The organism is Thermogymnomonas acidicola JCM 13583, from assembly GCF_001316105.1.
GTDB classification, from domain to species: Archaea; Thermoplasmatota; Thermoplasmata; order Thermoplasmatales; family Thermoplasmataceae; genus Thermogymnomonas; species Thermogymnomonas acidicola.
Genome location: NZ_BBCP01000005.1, coordinates 96,999 through 117,339, shown reverse-complemented (window position 1 = coordinate 117,339; position 20,341 = coordinate 96,999). Strand labels below are relative to the sequence as shown.

At 59.1% G+C, this 20,341-nt stretch carries 26 protein-coding genes and 9 pseudogenes; 27 read left to right on the top strand and 8 right to left on the bottom strand.

Annotation, left to right across the window (positions count from 1 at the left end; all coding sequences use genetic code 11):
* Positions 1–105: 105 nt before the first annotated feature.
* Genes JCM13583_RS12395 through JCM13583_RS05885 form a run of 3 tightly spaced genes read right to left on the bottom strand, consistent with a single transcriptional unit; the run spans position 106 to position 1,828 of the window.
* The gene (locus JCM13583_RS12395) at positions 106–360 is read right to left on the bottom strand and encodes a hypothetical protein (RefSeq protein ID WP_162509491.1); all 255 of its coding nucleotides are present in this window, start codon (positions 358–360) and stop codon (positions 106–108) included.
* On the bottom strand, positions 306–551 hold the full coding sequence (locus JCM13583_RS12390) for a hypothetical protein (RefSeq protein ID WP_162509490.1): 246 nt from the start codon (positions 549–551) through the stop codon (positions 306–308). Before JCM13583_RS12390 ends, JCM13583_RS12395 begins: the two co-directional genes overlap by 55 nt.
* Positions 536–1,828: a PHP domain-containing protein gene (locus JCM13583_RS05885; protein WP_171823478.1), complete on the bottom strand. Its 1,293-nt coding sequence runs from the start codon at positions 1,826–1,828 to the stop codon at positions 536–538. Before JCM13583_RS05885 ends, JCM13583_RS12390 begins: the two co-directional genes overlap by 16 nt.
* A gap of 85 nt (positions 1,829–1,913) precedes the next feature.
* On the opposite strand from JCM13583_RS05885, the gene JCM13583_RS05880 reads away from it, so the two are divergent.
* The 15 genes and pseudogenes from JCM13583_RS05880 (at position 1,914) to JCM13583_RS05820 (ending at position 8,707) form a co-directional block, all read left to right on the top strand.
* Positions 1,914–2,099 (top strand): hypothetical protein, encoded by a 186-nt coding sequence (locus JCM13583_RS05880; protein ID WP_075057033.1) that lies wholly within the window; start codon positions 1,914–1,916, stop codon positions 2,097–2,099.
* 144 nt (positions 2,100–2,243) lie between these two features.
* Positions 2,244–2,381 carry a hypothetical protein gene (locus JCM13583_RS13950; RefSeq protein WP_171823477.1) on the top strand — a complete coding sequence of 46 codons (138 nt, stop codon included), beginning with the start codon at positions 2,244–2,246 and terminating at the stop codon, positions 2,379–2,381.
* Between the two features lie 48 nt (positions 2,382–2,429).
* A complete protein-coding gene (locus tag JCM13583_RS05875; RefSeq protein WP_075057032.1) occupies positions 2,430–2,753 on the top strand; it encodes a hypothetical protein in 324 nt (107 codons plus the stop codon).
* The gene (locus JCM13583_RS12385) at positions 2,743–2,883 is read left to right on the top strand and encodes a hypothetical protein (protein WP_171823476.1); all 141 of its coding nucleotides are present in this window, start codon (positions 2,743–2,745) and stop codon (positions 2,881–2,883) included. The genes JCM13583_RS05875 and JCM13583_RS12385 overlap by 11 nt, the downstream gene beginning before the upstream one ends.
* 38 nt (positions 2,884–2,921) lie before the next feature.
* Positions 2,922–3,290 (top strand): hypothetical protein, encoded by a 369-nt coding sequence (locus JCM13583_RS05870; protein WP_075057031.1) that lies wholly within the window; start codon positions 2,922–2,924, stop codon positions 3,288–3,290.
* A 38-nt stretch (positions 3,291–3,328) separates the two neighbouring features.
* Positions 3,329–3,617 (top strand): annotated as a pseudogene (locus tag JCM13583_RS05865) (DUF211 domain-containing protein).
* 59 nt (positions 3,618–3,676) lie between these two features.
* Positions 3,677–4,137 (top strand): annotated as a pseudogene (locus tag JCM13583_RS12380) (hypothetical protein).
* A gap of 47 nt (positions 4,138–4,184) precedes the next feature.
* Entirely contained in the window at positions 4,185–4,430 is a 246-nt protein-coding gene (locus JCM13583_RS05855) for a hypothetical protein (protein WP_075057029.1), read from the top strand.
* Positions 4,431–4,471: 41 nt separating this feature from the next.
* Positions 4,472–4,738 (top strand): hypothetical protein, encoded by a 267-nt coding sequence (locus JCM13583_RS05850; protein WP_075057028.1) that lies wholly within the window; start codon positions 4,472–4,474, stop codon positions 4,736–4,738.
* 94 nt (positions 4,739–4,832) lie between these two features.
* Positions 4,833–5,412, top strand: a pseudogene (locus JCM13583_RS05845) (hydrolase).
* A 51-nt stretch (positions 5,413–5,463) separates the two neighbouring features.
* Complete coding sequence (locus tag JCM13583_RS05840) at positions 5,464–5,739, top strand: winged helix-turn-helix transcriptional regulator (RefSeq protein WP_075057027.1); 276 nt, start codon at positions 5,464–5,466, stop codon at positions 5,737–5,739.
* The gene (locus JCM13583_RS13945; protein ID WP_075057026.1) at positions 5,736–5,954 is read left to right on the top strand and encodes a hypothetical protein; all 219 of its coding nucleotides are present in this window, start codon (positions 5,736–5,738) and stop codon (positions 5,952–5,954) included. The genes JCM13583_RS05840 and JCM13583_RS13945 overlap by 4 nt, the downstream gene beginning before the upstream one ends.
* Complete coding sequence (locus JCM13583_RS05830; protein ID WP_162509487.1) at positions 5,903–6,241, top strand: hypothetical protein; 339 nt, start codon at positions 5,903–5,905, stop codon at positions 6,239–6,241. The genes JCM13583_RS13945 and JCM13583_RS05830 overlap by 52 nt, the downstream gene beginning before the upstream one ends.
* A gap of 41 nt (positions 6,242–6,282) precedes the next feature.
* Positions 6,283–7,532, top strand: a pseudogene (locus JCM13583_RS05825) (amidohydrolase family protein).
* A gap of 26 nt (positions 7,533–7,558) precedes the next feature.
* A pseudogene (locus JCM13583_RS05820) lies at positions 7,559–8,707 on the top strand (amidohydrolase).
* Here JCM13583_RS05820 and JCM13583_RS05815 read toward each other — a convergent pair.
* A complete protein-coding gene (locus JCM13583_RS05815) occupies positions 8,663–9,346 on the bottom strand; it encodes a PAC2 family protein (RefSeq protein ID WP_162509497.1) in 684 nt (227 codons plus the stop codon). The pseudogene JCM13583_RS05820 and the gene JCM13583_RS05815 sit on opposite strands and share 45 nt — an antisense overlap.
* Before the next feature lie 183 nt (positions 9,347–9,529).
* Between JCM13583_RS05815 and JCM13583_RS05810 the strand changes: the two genes are divergently transcribed.
* The gene (locus JCM13583_RS05810; RefSeq protein ID WP_075057023.1) at positions 9,530–9,784 is read left to right on the top strand and encodes a hypothetical protein; all 255 of its coding nucleotides are present in this window, start codon (positions 9,530–9,532) and stop codon (positions 9,782–9,784) included.
* Position 9,785: 1 nt separating this feature from the next.
* On the opposite strand, the pseudogene JCM13583_RS05805 reads toward JCM13583_RS05810, so the two are convergent.
* A pseudogene (locus JCM13583_RS05805) lies at positions 9,786–11,222 on the bottom strand (sugar porter family MFS transporter).
* Positions 11,223–11,456: 234 nt separating this feature from the next.
* On the opposite strand from JCM13583_RS05805, the gene JCM13583_RS05800 reads away from it, so the two are divergent.
* The 9 genes and pseudogenes from JCM13583_RS05800 (at position 11,457) to JCM13583_RS05770 (ending at position 17,176) form a co-directional block, all read left to right on the top strand.
* Complete coding sequence (locus tag JCM13583_RS05800; protein WP_075057022.1) at positions 11,457–11,810, top strand: RidA family protein; 354 nt, start codon at positions 11,457–11,459, stop codon at positions 11,808–11,810.
* Between the two features lie 194 nt (positions 11,811–12,004).
* Positions 12,005–13,268 (top strand): annotated as a pseudogene (locus JCM13583_RS05795) (MFS transporter).
* 25 nt (positions 13,269–13,293) lie between these two features.
* Positions 13,294–13,761: pseudogene (locus JCM13583_RS05790) on the top strand (YbhB/YbcL family Raf kinase inhibitor-like protein).
* Between the two features lie 102 nt (positions 13,762–13,863).
* Positions 13,864–15,228: a hypothetical protein gene (locus tag JCM13583_RS05785; RefSeq protein WP_075057021.1), complete on the top strand. Its 1,365-nt coding sequence runs from the start codon at positions 13,864–13,866 to the stop codon at positions 15,226–15,228.
* 1 nt (position 15,229) lies between these two features.
* Positions 15,230–15,391: a translation initiation factor eIF-2B gene (locus JCM13583_RS12375; protein ID WP_162509486.1), complete on the top strand. Its 162-nt coding sequence runs from the start codon at positions 15,230–15,232 to the stop codon at positions 15,389–15,391.
* Between the two features lie 77 nt (positions 15,392–15,468).
* On the top strand, positions 15,469–15,954 hold the full coding sequence (locus JCM13583_RS05780; protein WP_075057020.1) for a type IV pilin: 486 nt from the start codon (positions 15,469–15,471) through the stop codon (positions 15,952–15,954).
* A gap of 31 nt (positions 15,955–15,985) precedes the next feature.
* Positions 15,986–16,648, top strand: a complete 663-nt coding sequence (locus JCM13583_RS05775; RefSeq protein WP_075057019.1) for an HAD-IB family phosphatase — start codon at positions 15,986–15,988, stop codon at positions 16,646–16,648.
* A gap of 37 nt (positions 16,649–16,685) precedes the next feature.
* Positions 16,686–16,844, top strand: a complete 159-nt coding sequence (locus JCM13583_RS13940; RefSeq protein WP_171823475.1) for a hypothetical protein — start codon at positions 16,686–16,688, stop codon at positions 16,842–16,844.
* A 107-nt stretch (positions 16,845–16,951) separates the two neighbouring features.
* Positions 16,952–17,176 carry a hypothetical protein gene (locus tag JCM13583_RS05770; protein ID WP_075057018.1) on the top strand — a complete coding sequence of 75 codons (225 nt, stop codon included), beginning with the start codon at positions 16,952–16,954 and terminating at the stop codon, positions 17,174–17,176.
* Here JCM13583_RS05770 and JCM13583_RS05765 read toward each other — a convergent pair.
* Positions 17,173–17,355: an SDR family oxidoreductase gene (locus JCM13583_RS05765; RefSeq protein WP_162509496.1), complete on the bottom strand. Its 183-nt coding sequence runs from the start codon at positions 17,353–17,355 to the stop codon at positions 17,173–17,175. The genes JCM13583_RS05770 and JCM13583_RS05765 overlap by 4 nt on opposite strands.
* Positions 17,330–17,890: an SDR family NAD(P)-dependent oxidoreductase gene (locus JCM13583_RS05760; protein WP_075057017.1), complete on the bottom strand. Its 561-nt coding sequence runs from the start codon at positions 17,888–17,890 to the stop codon at positions 17,330–17,332. Before JCM13583_RS05760 ends, JCM13583_RS05765 begins: the two co-directional genes overlap by 26 nt.
* An 85-nt stretch (positions 17,891–17,975) precedes the next feature.
* Here JCM13583_RS05760 and JCM13583_RS05755 point away from each other — a divergent pair, with 85 nt between their 5' ends.
* Both JCM13583_RS05755 and JCM13583_RS05750 read left to right on the top strand, forming a co-directional pair.
* On the top strand, positions 17,976–18,254 hold the full coding sequence (locus JCM13583_RS05755) for an NAD(P)-binding domain-containing protein (RefSeq protein ID WP_171823474.1): 279 nt from the start codon (positions 17,976–17,978) through the stop codon (positions 18,252–18,254).
* Positions 18,223–18,801, top strand: coding sequence for an NAD(P)-dependent oxidoreductase (locus JCM13583_RS05750; RefSeq protein WP_075057015.1), 579 nt, complete (start codon positions 18,223–18,225; stop codon positions 18,799–18,801). The genes JCM13583_RS05755 and JCM13583_RS05750 overlap by 32 nt, the downstream gene beginning before the upstream one ends.
* Positions 18,802–18,835: 34 nt before the next feature.
* Here the strand turns inward: JCM13583_RS05750 and JCM13583_RS05745 are convergent.
* Positions 18,836–20,231 (bottom strand): annotated as a pseudogene (locus tag JCM13583_RS05745) (MFS transporter).
* Between the last annotated feature and the right edge of the window lie 110 nt (positions 20,232–20,341).

The following is a 20,341-nucleotide window of genomic DNA, read 5'->3' as shown; positions in this document are numbered from 1 at the left end:
GGCCGCTGCACAGGGACGCGGTTAGAAGGGCAGAGGTTCTCGGCCGGTGACCGGGTGGAGTGGATCGCAAGGGTGCACCTCCAGGATAGATGAAGGCCACGTCACCTACTGGCGCCTCCCGACCATGGAGGTGTTCAGGACATGCGACGGCGTGAGCCACCCCCTCCTGGCTATCCAGACAGCGTAGGTCATATTGCGCATCTCAGAGGTGCTGTGTGCGTCACTGCCCAGGCTGAAGCGGACGCCGGCCTTCCGGGCCTGGAGCACGAGGTCCCAGGGCAGGTCTGACCTGTGCGGTGTGCCGTTTATCTCAAGTGCGACGCCCTTGTCCCTACATGCCCTGAAGACCTCCCCCCCCACTCCATTCTGAACTGTTCCCTGGTGCCTATCAGCCTGCCGGTTGGGTGGCCTATGGTGCTGGGCCAGCCCCCCCCGTCTATCGCCCTTATCAGGCGTGCCGTGTTCTCTGAGGCGTCGTCTGAGACCCACTGGTGCATGGACGCGACCACGAAGTCGAAGTCCCTGTAACCCCCCCTCACCTCCGGGTCCATGGAGCGTCGGGCATTATCTCCGCCTCCACGCCGTCCAGAACAGTTATACCGTATTTCTCTGAGAGCATGTCCAGCTGGACGCGCCTATCCCTGAACCTGGCAGCGTCCAGGCCCCCCCTGGCCACCCTCAGCGAGGCGCTGTGGTCGGTCACACAGACGTACCTGTAGCCCATGCTGGCCGCCGCGCTGACCATGGCCTCCAGGCTGTCCCTGCCGTCGCTCCAGTCGGAGTGCAGGTGCAGGTCTCCCAGGATCCCGTTTCCTTCCACGAGCATGGGAAGTGAGTGGGACTGGGCAGCCTCTATTTCACCGGTACCCTCGCGCAGCTCCGGGACGATGTATTCGAGCCCGAGTGCCCTGTAGATGCCTTCCTCATCGCTCCCCCCCGCGATTGGTTCGTCGCCCCCCCTGAACAGGCCGTACTCGTTGAGCTTCAGGCCCTTGGATATGGCCAGGTTCCTGAGGGCTATGTTATGGGACTTGCTGCCAGTGAAGTACTGCAGGGCGGCACCGAAGCTCCCCCCCCTGTCTATGAACCTCAGGTCGCAGGTGATCCCCCCCGCCCTGAGCATCCAGGTTCCCTTCCTCTCGCCAGAGTTCACGACGCCACTGACCTGTGGCAGGGAAGAGAAGAACCTTGTGGCTCCAGGGACGTCGGCCGAGATGCACAGGAAGTCCAGGTCACCGACGGTCTCCTTCCTCCTCCTCACCGAACCGGCCACCTCGATTCTCTCGAAGAGGCCGGAGGAGCGCATGGCCTCCAGGATCTCCGTTGCTAGTGCGTGGGCCTGTGCGAGCAGGAGCCTGCCCGCAGACGTTGACATGTAGTACTGGAGTGCCTTCGCCAGCTTCTCCTCGCTCTTCTGGCCGAACCCGGGCACCAGGGCTACCCTGTGCTCCTCTATTGCCTTCTTCAGGGTTTCCAGGTCCCTTATGCCCGCGCCGGTGTAGAGTGCGTGTATCTTCCTGGGCCCCCCCAGGCCCTGGATGGCCCTCAGCGTCCTGAAGTCCTCGGGGGGGTACTTCTTCCTCATCTCCTCGTACTTCCGCATCCTACCGGTGCGCAGGTACTCGTCTATCTTCTTCTCTATGGCCCTCCCCCCCACGCCTCTATCTCCCCTGAGCCTGCCCTCCCTCCATACCTCCTCTATGTCCTCGCTAAGGTCTGCCAGGGCGGTTGCTACTCTCCTGTACGCCAGGGACTGCCACCTGTTGCCCTCCACCTCCTCCATGTCCGCCAGGTCCATGAAGATATCAGCAAGCTCGGCGTTCTTCACGCCATGCCATGCGGGGGCCGCACTTAAAAGGTACCATTCAGGCCATGGGGGGGAAGCCTTAAGAGCAGGCCCCAAATCCCAGCGCATGCAGGCACTGACAGCTGTTCACGGTGCATTCGGGGGGGCCATATGGGTGGTGGTGGCCCTCGCCCTGGGCTTCTACAGCACATCGCTGAAGTCCAGGGCGGGGGGGCAGATAAAGGAGCAGTCTCACTTCAGGCTCCTCCTCACCCTGTCCATGGTGTCCAGGGGGGCACCGGGGGGGGCATAGCCATAATACTCGGCATAGCGGCCCTGGTTGTTGACGCTGTGACGGGGGGGAAGCTCCCCAGCTTCTCGTCGGCCGCTGGCGTTGCCCTCCTGATAGGGATAGTGCTGGCGTTTGTGCCTACGGCGCTTCGGGGAGGGCATGCTCATGAGGGGGAATCAGGGCCTGAGGAGGTCGGAGCCTTCCGGATACGCCAGGGAGATCGGGAGGATAAGGGCCTATTCATGGGCCATGGCCATCACCGCCCTCATAACCCTCGTGCTCATGGCAGTATCCGCAGTATGAGCGCGCGTTTCGGAATCCGATATAATTTTAACTTTATTTTGCATTAAGATGCTGTTGAGGCTCAACTACCTCCTCTCGGGTCTCCTCCTTATCGTCCTTTCAGCGGCCCTGTATGTCGTGTACAGGGACTTCTTCTACCTCGTCATAATGATCCCTGGCCTGTACCTGGTCATAAGCGGTGCAACTTACGTTGACCAGGAGCAGATAAACAGGAAAGTGGAGAGCATTGTGTACGAGAGGATCGTCGACCAGGGCCTGAAGAGGATAGAGAGGGGGGGCCATGAAGGTGGACAGGGACAGGTTCCTGAAGGACGTGGAGCTCATGAGGCCCATCCTTGGGCAGAGGAACCTAATGCCGGACGTGGGCTATGATGCAATCGTATTCAGGTGCAACACGGAGAGCGAGGCCAACGAGCTTGCAGAGAGGATCAGGTCAAGGGGGGGCCTGCAGGTGAGCACCGTGCAGTCGTACAAGGAGTGGCTCGTCCGTGTGGAACTCTAGGGGGACACGCCCTCGCCGTACCGGTCTTCGCCTCGGCAGTGGTGATATCTGCGGGAGCTGCTGTGATGAGGTACAGGCACATGGTGCCCCCCCTTTACCTCACAGTGGCCACATATACAGCCGCCACAGCTCTCATGGTGGTCGGCTTCCTTGTGGCCCTCGGCTCCAGAAAGGCAGCATGGGCGGCCTTCGCCCTCGCCTTCGCTGGCATGGCGGTGTCGACGAACCCTGCGCATATCAGGGCCCTGGCTGCTTTCGGCACGGGGCCATTCATAAGCGCCGCAGACATAACCATGGTGGTGGGCTTCTACGCCCTCCCCCCCGCAGTGTACGTGGTGATGTTCCTGCTGGGCCGCAGGGCAAAGGGCGGGGGGGGTGTGGCAGGCGGGGGGGCCGGGAGTGAGTAAGATAGATTACTGTTCACCACATGCGGATGTGATCAGCATTGGGCATAAGGAGAGTGGTGCTGGACGTCGACAAGGGCCTGATAAGGCCCACACTGGTTGAACTGGCCAGGGCGATAGAGGCTGTGCCGGGCGTGGACGCAGTGAACATACTGGTCACGGAGATGGACATGGAGACAATGGGGACCAGCATAACTGTTGAGGGGGGAGGACATAGACTTCGAGAGGCTCATAGAGACCATAGAGGACACCGGCTCCGCGGTGCACTCAGTGGACGAGATCGCTGTGGGCAAGAGGCTGATTGAGAACACCAAGAAGACCAGGGATTGAGGCCCAGACTGCTCTTTCCAGTGACCATAGGCCTGTCCGACGGCATAATAACATCGCTGATGATAGCCGCTTCAAGGATGGCCGAGCCATCGTCGGTGAGCGCTTACTTTGCCCTCCGGGTGGCCGCGGGCTCCGCAATCGTTGGCATGTTCAGCTTCTTCGTGGCGGAGTACTCAAGGCTGAGGAACGAGCTCTCAAGGTCCTCAAGGCAGCTGGGGTACCCGTCGCCATCATTCCTCCTGAGGACAAGGCTCGGCCGCTCGATCCTGGTGGAGGCCATAACTGGCACATCCGCATCCGGCGTATCTGGGTTCACAGGCGCCCTCATACCCCCCCTGGCCGCCGCTGCGTTCACCCTGAGCCTTATGCCCCCCCGTTCCTTGCGGCCTTTGTGTCCCTGGTGCTGCTTGGCATCGGCCTGGCCAGGGCCGTATCCGGCTCCTACATAACATGGCCCACGGGCATGCTGGCCCTGGGCATCCTCATGGCACTGGTGGGCATGGCACTCCACATAACATGAGAGTGCAGAGCGTGTGAAGTTTTTTAAGCCCAGCCATGCTGTTGCGTGTGTTACTGCTCCCGGTCATCCCTGGCCTCATACTCCTCTTTTCTGTCATAGCATCGTACGTGTCCAGGAAATCCCTTGGAAAGGTGCTCTCAACGCTTAACAGGAAGGCCTCCGAGATAGAGGACATCTCCGCAAAGCACCTCTCCAAGGAGATCTTCACATTCCTCGCCTCCAGGAGCGCAATGGAGGCAAGCAGGGCCAGGGCACTGGTGAGCATGGGCGTGAACCTGGCAGGGAGGAGATAGAGAGTGCTGCAGGCGAAGTCAAGTCAGGGATCGTAGACCTCGTGCCGTCCCTGAGGCGGGCCGCGGAGGCGTCCCTCTACCTGGACAGGGTTAGGAACGGCATAAAATGGGTCGTCAGAACCCTCCTTATATACGGCATAACCATATCCGCGTCCGGTTACCTCCTGATAGGCCTCTACTACGTCGGTGGCTCTAGCAGGACTCTCTCGCTGCTCGCAGGCATATTTTTCGGTGGAACGGTGATATTCGCAATCGTGATAGCATGGTGCTACTCGATGTGGACAGCGCGTCGAAAGCAATACACCTGAGGTTCGAGGAGACGGAGAGCGAGTTCATTTAATTGAGACATGACATATTTTTGGGGCACCGCCTCCTTTATCTCCATACCAGGCATGTACATCCATGGCCCTTGAGGTTGACAGGAAGAGGACGGCACTGGTGCTCATAGACCTGCAGAAGGGAATAGCGGCGATGCAGACGAAGCCATACAGCGCGAAGGATGTCATAAGGAACGCGGCATCTCTGGCAGATGCCTTCAGGAGAGCGGGGGGGATGCCCGTTTTCCTGGTACATGTGGTCGCTCCCCCCGGAGGTGGCACTGAGGCCGAAGACAGATGCGCAGCTGGGTGGAACGGGACAGGTGCCGAGGGACTGGGCCGAGTTCGTGCCAGAACTGAACAGGAGCGAGAAGGACATAGAGATCGTGAAGAGGCAGTGGGGGGGCGCCTTCTACGGCACGGAGCTGGAGCTCCAGATGAGGAGGAGGGGGGGCATAGACACCTTCGTACTCGGAGGAATAGCAACTTCTTACGGCGTGGAGAGCACCGCCAGGTTCGGTTATGAGTACGGCTTCCAGATAATTTTCGCGGAGGACGCCATGAGCGACGTTTCTGAGGAGAGCCATAGGGTTGCAGTGGAGTATATATTCAGGAGGATGGGCCTGGTCAGGAAGACCTCTGAGATACTTGAGGCCCTCAGGTGACTGGGGGGGAAGTGCGTTAATATTAATTACAACGAATAACTCATTCAATGAATGGACAGGATAGACAAGGGCATCCTATCGCAGCTCCTGAGGGACGGGAGGACAACGCAGAGGCAGATGGCCGAGAATCTCGGAATATCTGCCCAGGCACTGAACTACAGGCTCAACCGCCTCATGTCAGAGGGTGTGGTCAGGGGGGGGTTCAAGCTTCACGTGACACCTAAGTTCTACGGGGGGGAGGGTGAGTTCTTCGCCGCCTTCAACGGCGACATAAGCCGGATGGGAAGGTCACCAAGTACTTCAGGTGCCTGGAAAAGGCCACAGTGATCGGCTTCCGTGTCAGGGACGCATCGGAGATGCAGGACACCCTCAGGAGGTATTCGGAGCGCTACGGCCAGCCCATCATGAGGTACGTGCCGCCCTCCGGCCAGCCTTATATGCCGAACAGCATCGACAGGCAGGTTGTCGAATACCTGAGAAATGACCCAGGGTGCCCACAGCGAAGGTCTCGGAGGACCTGGGCATACCGTACAACACCGTGAAGAGGAGGCTCAACACCCTCTTCTCCAGGCACCTGATAGAGGTGGTACCGCTCATCGACCTCTCAAAGACTGACGGCGTGCTCTTCTCAATATTCACTGAGAACATGCCACAGATCTCCGGTGCCTTCAACGAGGGCCTGGTATTTGCCATAAACGATGAGCGTTCCGGGATACTGGTCTTCTTCGTCGAGAACCTGCCCACCGCCAAGGGCATAATAGAGAGGGCCAGGAGGATCGACCCTGGGGGGGCGGAGACGATGGTCATCTTCGACTACCAGTTCTTCTAGGGGAGTGGTAATTTTTTAGGCCCATGGGCCATGCATGTGTCATGCGGACAGTTATCAGGGCCAGGACGGTCTTCAGCGGCCTGCGGACCGAGGCCTTCAGGGAGGTGGCTGTGGAGGGCGGCACGATAGTGGAGACGGGCAACGGCCTCAGGGGGGGAGACAGTGTCATCGACCTCGGAGACCGCTTCATGATGCCTGGCATGGTCGATGCCCACATCCACCTGAGCGGCTCCAGGGGGCGGCGGGCTCACGAAGGAGTACCTGATGACAGACCCCAGGCTCAGGCTCCTCCGGCTCCCGGGCTGGTGCAGGCGCCTCCTCTCCGATGGCTTCACCACGGTCCGGGACTGCGGAGAGGAACTGGCAATTCCGCTGAGGGATGCCATAGCAGAGGGCAGCATCACTGGCCCGAGGGTGTACGCTGCAGGAAGACCGCTGAGCCAGACGTTCGGGCACGGGGAGTTCTCCCACTCCATACCGCTCTCATGGTCTGTCGAGAGGGGGGGCATGGCAGAGTTCTGTGACGGCAGTGACGAGTGCATGAGGAAGGCCAGGCTTGTCCTCAGGTCTGGGGGGGCGGACTTCATCAAGGTATTCGCCACCGGTGGCGTCCTGTCGGAGAGGGACAGGCCTGAGAGCCCACAGTTCACCCCGGAGGAGCTGGGCGCCATAGTGGGTGAGGCATCCAGGGCTGGGAAGTATGTGGCTGCGCATGCACACGGCGATCAGGGTGCCCTGAATGCGGTGCTCGCCGGGGTGAAGAGCATCGAGCACGGGACGCTCCTCTCGGAAAGGACGCTTGCCATTATGAAGGAGAGGGATGTTTCGCTGACGCCGACTCTGTCCATACAGCAGCTGATATGGAAGCACGGGAAGGAGATCGGTATCGACACATGGGGGGGCCTGGAGAAGATAGGCGAGGTGAGGGACGGCATAATAAGGGTACTCCCTCTGGCCCACAGGATGGGCATAAACATCCTCTGCGGCACTGACCTGGGGGGGATGGAGACCGGAAGGGAAATCGACATAGGCAGGAACCACATGGAACTCGTCCTGATGCACGAGCTGTGCGGCCTGCCGAACGATTACATCCTCAGGGCCGCCACATACAACGCAAGGGCCCTGGGCATAAGGGGGGGAGGCCTCATAGCCCCCTGGCGAGCCCGCCGACATAATCGCTGTTGACGGGTCCCCCTTAACCAGGATAGGGGGGGATATCGAAAGGGTGTCGTTTGTAATGAAGGGTGGCAGCGTGCTGGTGGATAAGGAAAGGGGGGGTGTTGCGCTTTGACAGGCCTCTATGATTATGCGGTGAGGATGAGGAGGTACTTCCACGAGAACCCAGAGCTGAGCTTCAGGGAGCACAGGACAGCGGAGAGGATCGAGAGGGAGCTCTCCTCAATGGGCCTGAGGCCCGTGAGGGTCGCGGGCACCGGAGTGTACGCGGACATTGAGGCGAACTGCCGGGAAGGACGGTGGCCATAAGGGCAGACATGGACGCGCTTCCGGTGCACGAGGACACTGGCCTGCCGTTCAGTTCCAGGAACGAAGGTGTAATGCACGCCTGTGGCCACGACGCACACATGGCCATAGCGCTGGCTGTGGCCCGCTCCTTTGCCGGGGGGGACAGGCACTTCAGGGGGGGCAGGGTCAGGGTGTTCTTCCAGCCGGCAGAGGAGAGCCCGCCGGGAGGTGCGGTGGAGATGATAAGGGCTGGTCTCTTGGATGGCGTGGACTTCGTCCTGGGCCTCCATGTGATGAGCAGGTTCCCCAGGGGGGGCACTGTGGCAGTATACCCGGGCCCCCCCATGATGGCCAATGCCGACCAGTTCTCGGTCCTTGTGAGGGGGGGGAAAGGCGGCCACGGCTCTGCGCCACACGAGACTGTGGACGCCATCGTTGTGGCCTCGTACCTTGTGCAGGCACTCCAGACCATCGTGTCCAGGAACGTTGACCCGCAGGCCGCGGCGGTGGTTACAGTCGGCACGGTCAGGGGGGGAGGGGGGGACAGGTACAACATCATCGCGGAGAAGGTGGAGATGACCGGGACTGTCAGGACGCTGGACACCGGCGTCAGGGATATGGTCAGGCGCAGGATGGGTGAGGTCGTTTCAGGGGGGGTGTGCAGATCCTTTGGCGCGGAATGCTCCCTGGATTACCAGGAGGGCTACCCCGTGCTGGTCAACAACCCTGATGTGGTGCGCACAGTGGAGGAGGTGGCATCACTCATCCTTGGCAGGGAGAACGTGCTGCACCCTCCACCCGACCTGGGGGGGCGAAGACTTCGCCTACTACCTGCAGAGGGTGCCGGGGGCATTCTTCTTCCTGGGAGTGGGAAACAGTGAGAAGGGCATCGTCGCACCGCAGCACAGCGCTCACTACGACCTGGATGAGGACGCCCTTGCATACGGCATAGAGATACTAAGGGGGGGAACCGCCCTCAGACTCATGGGGCCTCAGCCGTAGAGCCCCCTCCTCACCCTGTTTCCTGCTCCTGTCAACCATCTCCTGGTAGTTCTTCTCTATGGCCTTCAGCTCCTGGTGCATCCTCTTCACATCGTTCTCCAGGGCCTCCGTGGATATGGATAGGCCGTAGACCCTGTTCACGGAGTCTATGAGGGAGAGGATGCCCTCCGGGTCAGGGTAGGCCACCGACATGGGCACCAGGAGGGAGCTGCCAGGGACGTCCCTGACCATGCACTCGCTCAGGATGCTGCCACCCACGCCGGTTATAAGTGCGGTCTGCGCTATCTGTATGCCGCGCTTCGAGAGCTCGCCTATGGCCCTCTCGTCAGCCACACCGAAGATGGGGGGGTGCTCCTCCGGTATGTCCCGGACTGGTATACCGTCAAGAATCACGATTTCCCTCGCTCCCACACCTGACAGCCAGTCCATGAGGGCAGACGAGACCTCGTAGAGGCCGTCCTGTTCAATGGGCACCTCACAGGTTAGGAGGAGCAGGTCGTTCATGTCGTTCGCATAGATCCTGAAGGGGGGGTGCCTGAGCCTCCCGCCGACAAAGACCGCGACCGGAGGTATGTGCGGGGACTTCAGGTGGGCAACCTGGTGCAGCCCGAGTGCGTTGATTATGTAACCGGCGGCCATGACGCCTGCCACGCTTCCGCCCACGAAACCCCCCCCGATGACAAGGGGGTTCCTGTATTCGCGCTTTTCCAGTTCCACAACCGTGGTCGAGAAGTGGTGGTCTGAATTGGACACAGGAATGCATGATAGGATACTTATTTAATGTTTCACTGCTGGCCCTATGGACTGCATTGTGCTGGGAAGGTGGAGGGGGGGCCGGTGGGACAGGAACAGTACGATGCCTACAGGTTATGGAAGAGGTCCATATCTGCCGCCGGCGCAGAGTCGGAGGAGTTCGACACGTACGGAAGGTACGACATAGTCATGTTCGTGAGGGGGGGTATAGGAGAGCGGGACCTCATAAGGTCACTGAACGCACTGAGGGCACACATGGAAACTGAGACGCTCGTAATGATAAAGGGAGAGAGCATAAGGGAGGCTTTCAGCGACCTCAGGTGATTCATGCCCTCTCCCTGACCGAATAGCCCTTCTCGAACATCTCCGCTATCTCCTCCACTGACTTCCCCCCCTTGGTCATGGGCATGATGAAGTAGAACACTATGAACGCTGCAACCGACAGGATGCCGAAGAGCGCTTCGGTGTAGGCAAGGCCTATGGTTATGCGCAGGAGTGGGAAGACCTCCACGATGGCGAAGTTCGCTATCCAGTCTATGAAGCCACGATGCCTGCGAGCCTGCCCCTGACCTCTGTGGGGGGGAAGTACTCTCCCTGTATGATCCAGCCGGTGCCACCAACGCCGAAGGCGAAGAATATGATGAAGCCCGCAAAGGCTATCAGGAGGCCTATCAGGATGTGCTCGAGGAGCAGTATCGTGCCCACGAAGCCAAACACGGCCATGCCTATGTAACCTGTCAGGGCCAGCGACCTCCTGCCGAGCCTATCTATGAGCCTGAAGCCTATGTAGGTCGCCGCTACGTTTATCACGGCTAGTATGGATGAGGCCGCCACTGCATATGCCTGTGAGTAAACAACGCTTGAACCGGCCCTGAATATGTGGAGCGAGGAGATCACGGTGGGGGGGCCGTAGTAGAACGGTATGTTTATGCCGGTTATCTGCTGGAACATCATGAAGAGGCCGGCAACCAGGAGTGCCCTCTTCATGCCCTTTGTGAGGGTGAACTTCTTCCTCTCCTCAGGTATGTTGACAGCACTGAGCTCCTGTTCGCTTGTCTGTATGCCCAGCTTGTTCAGCGCGTCTAGGGCCTTCTTCCTCTCACCCCTGAGGAGGAGCCACCTCGGAGATTCCGGCATCATGAACCTGAAGGCCAGGCCTATGAGCGATGGTATGGCCGCAACTCCCAGCATGAGCCTCCAGTCCACGGTGTATGCGAGCCCGGGGGGGCGAAGAAGAGCGTTGCCATGCCCACAAGGTATGCGCCCAGGATGCCAACGGTGATCATCCACTGCTGCAGTATGCCCAGGCTCCCCCTCTCACCCTTCGGAGCATACTCCGCTATGTATGCGGTCGCAATTGCTGAATCCGCGCCCACCGCGAGGCCAATGAGCGTCCTCGATATGAGCAGCATGGCAAGGTCCACCGTGACTGCCGACAGCACTGCACCGACGGTGTAAAGGGCAGCGTCGAATATCAGCATCGACTTCCTGCCGTACCTGTCAGTGAGGGCCATCGCGATCAGCGCGCCGATGGCTGCGCCCAGGGAGGCGCCAGATACCAGGTACCCCTCCACAAGGGCTCCCGAGTGGTACGAGGCTGGCATGAAGACCATTGCCGTGCCTATGTTGGAAGTGTCATACCCGAACAGGAAGCCCCCCCGATGGTTGACAGCAGCGTCAGGAGCCAGTAGAATCTGGTGGCCTTTGTCCTGTCAAGCCTTGACATTATGTCCTGTATACTTACCTGCTTACCCTGTTCCATATTTCCACCACACACCTTCCATGTTCAATATACAAAGACTTATAATAACTCTTGTGGCCAGATTGAGTCGATGTGTATATGAGGACGCACAGTATCATGTATAATGAAGGCAATGATATTATTTTATTTGCAAAATGTTAAACTGGATAGGAAAGTTTGCTGAATCACCGGCAGGGCAGCAAATGTTTCCAGGGCACTGCAAAGTGTTTTGAACAGAGACCCTATTTCAGTGGCATGAAGAAATGCATTGACCTTCCGGACCTGGGAAAGGGTGGACCATATTCGCACGCGGTTGTCGCCGGTGGCCTCGTTTTCGTGTCCGGCCAGACAGGGCAGGGGGGGAACAGCTTCAGGGAGCAGTTCCAGGATGCCATCTCAAGGGTGGAGAAGATACTGAGGGCCTCTGGCTCCTCGCTGGACAGGACTGTGAAAGTCACTGTATACCTCTCTGACCCGTCGAGCTTCCAGGAGATGAACGCACTCTTCTCCGAACGCTTCAAATCTGCGCCGCCAGCACGCACCACAGTCGTAACGGGCTTCGCCGCAAAGGGTGTCATGGTGGAGCTTGACGTGATAGCGGAGGCCTGAAGGGCAGGGGGGGTCAAGGACGGGCAGGTGCGGAGCCAGGGCTGGCATCCCGGCCAAGGGCGGCCAGGGGGGGTCCCGCGGCCAGGTCATGTGAACCGGGGTGCCTGTCAGTCCGGTAAGGAAGGTCTCCGTCCCGGAGTTTCCATTTTCCAATTCAGTTAAATAGATACCCGGAATACTCTGGATTAAACCAGATGAAAGATGAATACAATCTACGCGGGCTGGACAGGAGGGTCTGGCTGCTAGCGGGCAGCAGGCTGATACGCTCCCTCGGGAGGGTCTCTTCCTTCCTGTTCCTCCCCCCCCTGATATTCGTTTTCGTTTACGGCATATCTTTCCTCCTGTCAGGCATAATACTGGCCATAGGTACGCTGTTATGAGCTTGTCCAGTACTACGCTGGCCTCTGGACAGACAGGGTCGGGAGCGCGCCTTCCTGATCTATGCGCCCCCCCTGCCTGTCATATTCCTCTACCTCCTCATGTACTTTGAGGTGGCCTACAGATGGCCAGCGGCCTCACTTGTCCTCACCTGGCTCGGCACAATATGCGTGAACGCCCTTCAGTACCCAGCCATACAGGCTTCGGTTGCCGATATAAGCAGGCCGGAACAGAGGCTCTCAGCCTTCACGGCGGTCAGGATGCTCGTCAACGTGGGTGCCGCCCTTGGCCCTCTGCTGGGCGGCTTCCTTGCAACGATGGGCTTCCAGTACGTGTTCCTCTCCGCCTCCGTAGCCACGGTGGTGGAGGTCATAATGCTCTACTCGACCATGTCTGAGACCTACACGCCCACCGGCGGCAGGGAGAGGGAGAGGATCGACCTCACGGTACTCGGCAGGGACAGGTTCCTGCTCATCTTCTCCCTCATAGGGGGGGTTCTGGCGGGCTTTGTCATAAGGCAGGACGGGCCCGCGCTGACACTCTATGTGTTTGACTTCAACAGGATGCCCATCATAGACATCGGTTACATATATTCCATGAACGGCCTCCTGGTGGTGGCCCTCCAGTTCTTCGTCCTGCGCGTCATGACCATGAGATCCAACGCGGTCTTCTGGAGGGGGCATCGGCATGCTCTTCTACGCAGCCTCCTTTGCACTTCTCACCCATTTCCACAGCCTGGGCTTCCTCCTGGCGATCATGGCCATCATAACGGTCGGTGAGGACTTCGTGAGCCCTACGACACAGGCAATCATAACTAACATAGCGCCACAGGAAGCCAGGGGGGGCACGTACATAGGCGTGTACAACCTCCTGACCAGTGCTGGAAGGGTTGCTGGCACCGCAGTGGGCCTCTACCTCCTCTACTTCTACCGTGCCGTCACATGGGAGTTCTGGCTCACCGTTGCGGTGCTCTCGCTCCTCACCTTCCTGGCATATATATCGACATCACATTCCTACACCCTGCGCCTGTCCTCCTCGAAGAGCGGGGGGGCCATGGGGGGGCCAGATGAAGTTTTTTAACCAGATGGGGGGGGATAACAGGAACATGACCTTCAACATCGATATCCCTGCGGTGAAATACGGGCAGAAGATTGATCCGAAGTACACGTGCAGGGGGGGCAGGACATAAACCCACAGGTGAAATGGGTTGACCCCCCGCAGTCCGCCAAGTCATTCGTCCTGGTCATGGAAGACCCTGATGCGCCCAGGGGGCACCTTCGTTCACTGGGTCCTCTACAACATACCACAGGGCATATCTGAGGTGCCGGAGGGTCTGCAGAAGGAAGAGCACCTCCCAAACGGCTGGGTCCAGGGAAAGAACGACTTCGGGAGGACGGGCTACGGCGGCCCGTGTCCGCCAGGCAGGAGCACGCACAGGTACTTCGTATACCTCTACGCAGTGAACAGGATGCCTGACCTCCAGCCAGGCCTCTTGAAGGCCCAGGTGATGAAAGAGATCGAGAGGTATATAGTGAAGCAGGTCTCCTTCATGTTCAGGTTTGGCCAGGAGTGATCCCAACGAGGGATTCTCTCTCTGTGGGCTCCAGCACCATAGTCTACGACAGCACCGGCGCATGGGTGGAGAGCCTGGTGCTGAGGGGGCAGGCAGGTCATAGTGCCGCCCCGGGACGGGAAGAAGACCCACGGTGGATCCGCATTCCTCTTCCCATTCGCCAACAGGGTCAAGGGCGCCAGCTACAGGTGGAGGGAAAGAGTCTACGAGCTGCCTAGGAATGACGGTGAGAACAGCATACACGGCCTTGTACTGGACAGGGATTTCGAGGCCACGAAGCACAGTGACCGGGTGGAGTTCCACACCGATTTCGAGCACCCTGGCTATCCCGGGAGGCTACAGGTCCACCTGGCTTTCGTCCTGAGGTCCAACAGGTTCCTCTGCAGGCTCACTGTCAGGAACGAATCCGCAATCCCCCCTCCCCCTGAGCCCGGGCTTTCACCCGTACTTTGCTGTGAAGGCCCCCCCTACAGGATATCGGTGGTGGGCGGCGCGGACATCCTGGGCTACAGGCAGGGCTACTTCCCTGACGGGACGTTCAGGCACTTTGACTTCGAAGGTGTCCAGGACTTCTCCTCGCTCTCCCTGGACAACTGCTTCAGGGGGATGGGGGGGGAGCATAAGGCTGAGCTCCCAGGCTGGAGATCTCGTGATAAGGCGCCGTTCAATGCGCTTCTTCGTCATCTACAACGGCCAGTACGCCCCCCCAGGCGGATCGGTGGCCATAGAGCCCATGGTAGGCGCGCCGGACGCCTTCAACAACGGCATCGGGCTCAGGGAATTAGGGCCTGGTTCCAGCGCCACCTTCTCCTTCAGCGTAGAGGTCCTCTGATGGCCACCGTCGAAGAGGTGCTGGCGGACAGGAGCAGTGGCGCTTCTGTCATAGTTGAGAAGGCGCTCTCTGCCCTTTCGGCACTGGATGCGGCTGCCGCCGCCAGGGGGGGAGCATCTCAGATAGCGTCCGCGTTCAGCGACATGGCGATGGTGCGCAACTGCATGCGCCTGTTCCTGGACCTCTGCCCCCAGGAGGGCCCCAGGGAGGCATCTGAGCGGCTCGCTAACATGGTCAGGGAGCAGAACAGGATGGCTGCGGAGAACGCATCCCTCCTTCTTTCGCGGTACGATAGCGCTGTGACGCTGAGCCAGAGCAGCCTGGTAAGGGAAGCCATGGTGCTTTCTGGCCTCAAAAGGGTCTTTGTCCTGGAATCCAGGCCCATGAGGGAGGGCGTCCTGATGTGCAGGAGCCTCAGGGGGGGCAGCGTCCGGGAGGCCATTGTGGTCCCGGACGGGATGGTGTCGCATGCCGTCGCCAGAGCAGAGGTGGCGGTATCTGGCTGCGACGCCATACTCTCTGACGCCTCGATAGTGAACAAGTCAGGGACTCTGCCGCTCTTCCTGGTGGCTAACGGGAGAGGGAAGGGGACACTCGCCATCGGGACCTCCATGAGGTTCGATGGGGGAGCATAGCATGGAGAGGCCTCCGGCATTCAGGGAAATGGGCTGCACGGAGGTGGAGCCAGGCCTGGACTGCCTGAACGTCTACTTCGAGGTATGCCCCCCCAGCCACCTCATAGGGAATCTGGTCACTGAGAAGGGCACTGACTGGCGCCGGAGCGGTGTGCGAAACTGAAACATGAGCGAGCAGCTGGCATCAACCTTTTAGTATGCACTGTAGGTTAGACTGTCTGTAACAGTGCAGGGGTTCAGATGAGGAAGGTAATCACAAAGGATGATGAGGCTGTATCGCCCATAATTGCGACCATACTCCTGGTGGCCATAACGGTTGTGCTCGCAGCCACTCTATACACTATACTGGGTGGCTACACCAGCCTCCTGGGGGGGGCAACGACACCGACTGCATCGGTGGAGGTGCAGAACTCTTCGGCCGGGGACCAGGCGTTCTACATAGTCTATGTGGACCAGTTCAGCGGGAACATATCGCTCAGCTCAGTGGACATGAGGATCATCGACGCTAACGGTTCCATATACATCACGCACCTCATACCCGACCAGACCTACAACGTCGCAAACACCTGGAACATCACGGTGAAGGGCGGTGACTACCTGGGCGCAACAACCGCCATGACGATTAGCGGCAGGGCAACGGCGAGCACGGACCCTTACATCTCCGAGATACAGCTCATAGACACCAGGACGAACGGGGTGATATCGACAACCAGCGTCAGCCCATAGCAGTTATCTATGAACCACGCATGTTCGGTCAATGAGGCCAAGGCTCACGGTCTTTGACATGGACGGTGTCCTCACGAGGTCAATAAGCAGCTGGCAGTATGTGCACGAGCACTTCGGCGTGGACAACAGCGAGAACCTCAGGCGGTACCTTGCGGGCGAGATCGACTACATGGAGTTCCTGAGGAGCGATGTCAGGCTCTGGCTCTCCGCCAGGGGGGGGCCGGTGAGGGCCCAGGACATAATCTCCGTGCTCCAGGGGGGGATCCCCCCTAAGGAGGGACATCGGGGGGGAAGCATTCTCAAGCTGCACAGCCTAGGGTCGGCCATTGCCATAATATCGGGTGGCATCTTCTGGCTGGCCAGGATGATTGGCGAGCGGTACGGGGCAGACTATGTCTTCGCCAACGAGATATACTGCCGTGACGGCTTCCTGGTGCCGGACGGCAGGATGGTCGTAGACCCCAAGAACAAGTCTGCTGTGCTTGCTGGCCTGCAGAGGAGGCTGGGTATAGGCAGGGGGGGCGAGACGGTCTCGGTGGGCGATACGGAGCAGGACGTTGGCATGTTCGAACTGTCCGCACTCTCCATTGCCGTTGATCCGAAGGACGAGGCTGTGAGGAAGCGCTGCATGCTCATAATCAATTCAGACTCTCTCCTCCCTGTGGTGCAGGCCATAGAGGACTTCGGCAGGTGAAAGGGAGAGTATTTAATAGCAGGAGCGATGTTTGGTCGTGGGGGGGCTAAGCAAGAGGGACCTCTCAAGGAAGAGGAAGAGCCTTGAGCAGAAGGTGCATGAGCTGGAGGAGAAGGTGAAGAAGAACCCGCTGAACAAGCAGCTCAGGGAGGAGCTTGAGGAGGCCAGGAGGAGGCTGGAGAAGGTCGAAGATTAAGTTCATTTAGTGAAGTGCATAAATATATTATACAATTATGTAATTTCCCACCATGGTCGCCTACGACTGCAGCAAGATCAGGAAAATTACAGTGATTTACGCAGGCAGTGGCCCCCGGTTCTTTCGCGGGCGAAAAGTACAAGGTAATAGAGGGCAGGGACGCCCAGGGCATATGTGAGGTGGCCAACCAGCTAGGCATCTCCATAGAGCAGCTGCTGAAGAGGAGGGAAAAGGTAGAGGCGGTTGTCATCAACAGGGACGTCTCGCTGCCCAAGGGGGGGCCGGCACAGCCGCACGGCCACGGTGAGCAGGCAGAGCACGTGGCCGCCTAGAGCCTGGCCCCACCGTCCACAGGTATGACTGCGCCGGTGATAGCGGAGGACTCGCCTGAGAGGAGGAAGGCCACGACCGATGCTATGGCAACCGGGTCTGTCGTGCTGTTTCCTATGACCGATGCGTAGTCAATGTCCAGGCCCCCCCTGTACTCACCGATTATACCGGGGGGCCACAGCGTTGACCCTTATGCCATGCTTCTTCAGGTGTTCTGCACCCAGGTGCACTATGCCGTTCATGGTGAACTTCGTCACGGAGTACGGTGTGTTCGAGGCCCTGGGCCTGAAGAGCGTGTTCGCGTTAGACGTGAAAACGATGGAGGAACCCCTGGATAGATAATCCCTGGCAAGGGATATGACGTTGAGCGGAAGCCTCACATTGACATCGAGCATCTCATCGAGGTGCTCCATGCTCTCAGGCGTCTCATCGTAATAGCCGCCGACCTGGACCGATATGCCGTCTATGGATCCGTTCTTCTCAACCGCCTTGTCAAGGACAGAGCGCAGCATGTCCCTGTCAAGGACATCGCCGTCCACAACCTTCACCCTGTCTCCCCCCCCTCCCAGGGATGAGGCGAGCCGGTCCAGCCTGGCCCTGTTCCTGGAGTTGAGCGTCACCCTTGCCCCCCCCTCCCTGAGCAGGAGTGCAGCTGTGGCCCTGCCCATGTGCTCGCCTGTGCCTATTATCACTATGTGCTTGTCCCCCCCTATCATACCATGCGAATCCGTGGCGGCCTATATACGTTACCGGGGGGCACAGACCCAATGGTTTATGCCCCATGTTCCACTGACACAAACCATGGAAGTGTCTGTGATAGGCCTGGGCAGGATGGGCAGCGGCATGGCCTCGACCCTCCTGAGGGCAGGGCACAGGGTGAAGGGGGGGTACGACGTGAGCAGGCAGGCCATGGAGCGGCTCAGCGGGAGCGGCAATTTCACTGCGGCCAGTGGGCTGGCAGACGCACTGGATGCGGACTTCGTCATCCTCTCCCTGCCCACAGGAAAGGAGGTAAGGGAAATGGTCTCCCTGTGGGGGCGGAGGGTCGGTGCTGGTGGACACCACCACACTTGGCGTTGACGAGGTGAGCCGGATCACATCATCGCTACGGAACCCGGAGAACTACCTCACCTGCAGGCTCGAGCGCGGGCCGAAGGAGGCCAGTGAGGGCAGGCTCGCAATGTTCATAGGCGGGCCAATGAGCACGTACGAGAGGTGCAGGCCACTCCTCGATGCCCTCGGCGAGCATGTTTACATAGGGAGCCACCAGCAGGCAACAGTCATGAAGCTGGTCAGCAACATGGTCGGCACTGCGATTGTTGACCTGCTGGCACAGGTCTCGGTGGTACTCAGGCGTGTCTCGATAGATAGGGAAACTGCCATAAGGGCACTGTCCATGGGCGGTGCGGACACCGTGCAGCTGTTCAGGCTCAGGTGGCAGGTGAGCGGTGAGTACGAAGAATCCTTCTCACTCAGCCTCGCACAGCACGTCATACAGATGGCCCTTGAATCCTCCAGGTCGCTGGGCGTGGACAAGCTCCCGATTGTGGAGATGAACAACCTGATGATGAAGTCAGCCATCCTTTCAGGGGGGGTGGGGGAAGAAAGACGTGTCAGAAATTGCTGAGTTCTACCAGTCTGTGAACCAGTAGGAAACGGCCTCATGTATCGGCCGTCTCCTTCTCGCCCATGTCCTTCCTTCCAGATGAGACCATCTCCGCATTCTCCTCAAGGCTCCTCCCAGCAGTTTCATAGGACAGGAGGTAGAGGACTATGCCGGCAACGATCACCATGACGAAGTCATAGATGAGGGAATGGTACAGGCCTATGGCAGCGTAGAGGGTCAGTGCCGGGAGCGCCAGGCCGAACTCGAACAGTTTTTCCCATCCAACGGAGAGGCCCCCCCTGGCGTTGGTTGCGCTCACCTCAGCGGCCGGCACGTACTGCAGTGTGCCAACGAAGCCCACGTTTATCAGGAAGAAGAGAGAGAACATGCCTATGACAAGGGGGGGGATCGAGAGGAAGTGCAGTATGTAAGCGAGGATAAGCACTGCCACAGGGACCGCGCTCAGTTCGAACCCAAGGAGGCCGATGAGCCTCCTCCCGAGCCTGTCCACTGTGAAGAGCGTTATGACCACTCCCAGGGTGCCCACCACATCGATAATGAGGGTACCTATCTCAGCCAGGACTGAACTGGCGCCAAGGTCCTCGAGGACAGTGGAGGAGTACACCGACACGAGGTTGACCGTGAGCGCGTAGGCGGCCCCTATCCAGAATATGTAGGCAATGGCCCTCGCATTCCTCCTGTTGAAGAAGGCCCTTATATTGTCCCGCACGCTCTTTTTCTCCTCCACCTGTATCTTGGAGGGGGTCCACCAGAATGCCGTTCTTCCGCAGCTTCTCCACGATCTCAGGTATGAGGTCCTTCCTGCCCGCCGACTGGGCCCACCTCAGGCTCGCAGGCATCTCAAACCTCAGTACGAAGAGTATGATTGCTGGCACGGCAGCTATGAGGAAATCGTACCTCCAGGCCAGGAGCACACCCACATAGAGCGTGAGGCCGAGGCCTATGGCCACAGTGGCTATGGTGCCGAGCATGAAGAACACCTTCTCGAACGACAGTAGGCTCCCGCGCCTCCGCACTGGGGAGTATTCGGCGAGGAGCGGAACTGCAGCAGCGTAGTCTATGCCTATGAATATCCCCCCCAGTGCCAGCCTGGTCAGGAAGTAAAAGGTGTAGTCTGTGGAGGCCGCACTGAGGATGGCGAACACAGCCATGCCTATGGTATCATAGAGGAATAGGCGGCGCCTGCCTATGGCGTCGGAGAGTATGCCACCACCGATGGCACCGCCTGCAACCCCCCCGACCCAGTAAGCCGCGGTAGCAACAGCTACCAGCACCTTCGGCAGGTGGAAGAGTATGCCGACTGCTATGAGGGATATCGATGCTCCGAACTCGTTGAAGGCATCTGTGAACGGGCCCAGCGCCGCAGTGACCGCAAGCCTCCTGTGGAATGACCCGACTCTTGCACTGTCTATCTCGTGGAAATACGACATGGGTAAGTATCAAGTACACGCTATTTAAATAATTCTGTTGATCCGCAGAAATAATGCTATGGAATGGTAAAGTCTTTTAAGGATAATATAAAAGTATATCAAATCGTATA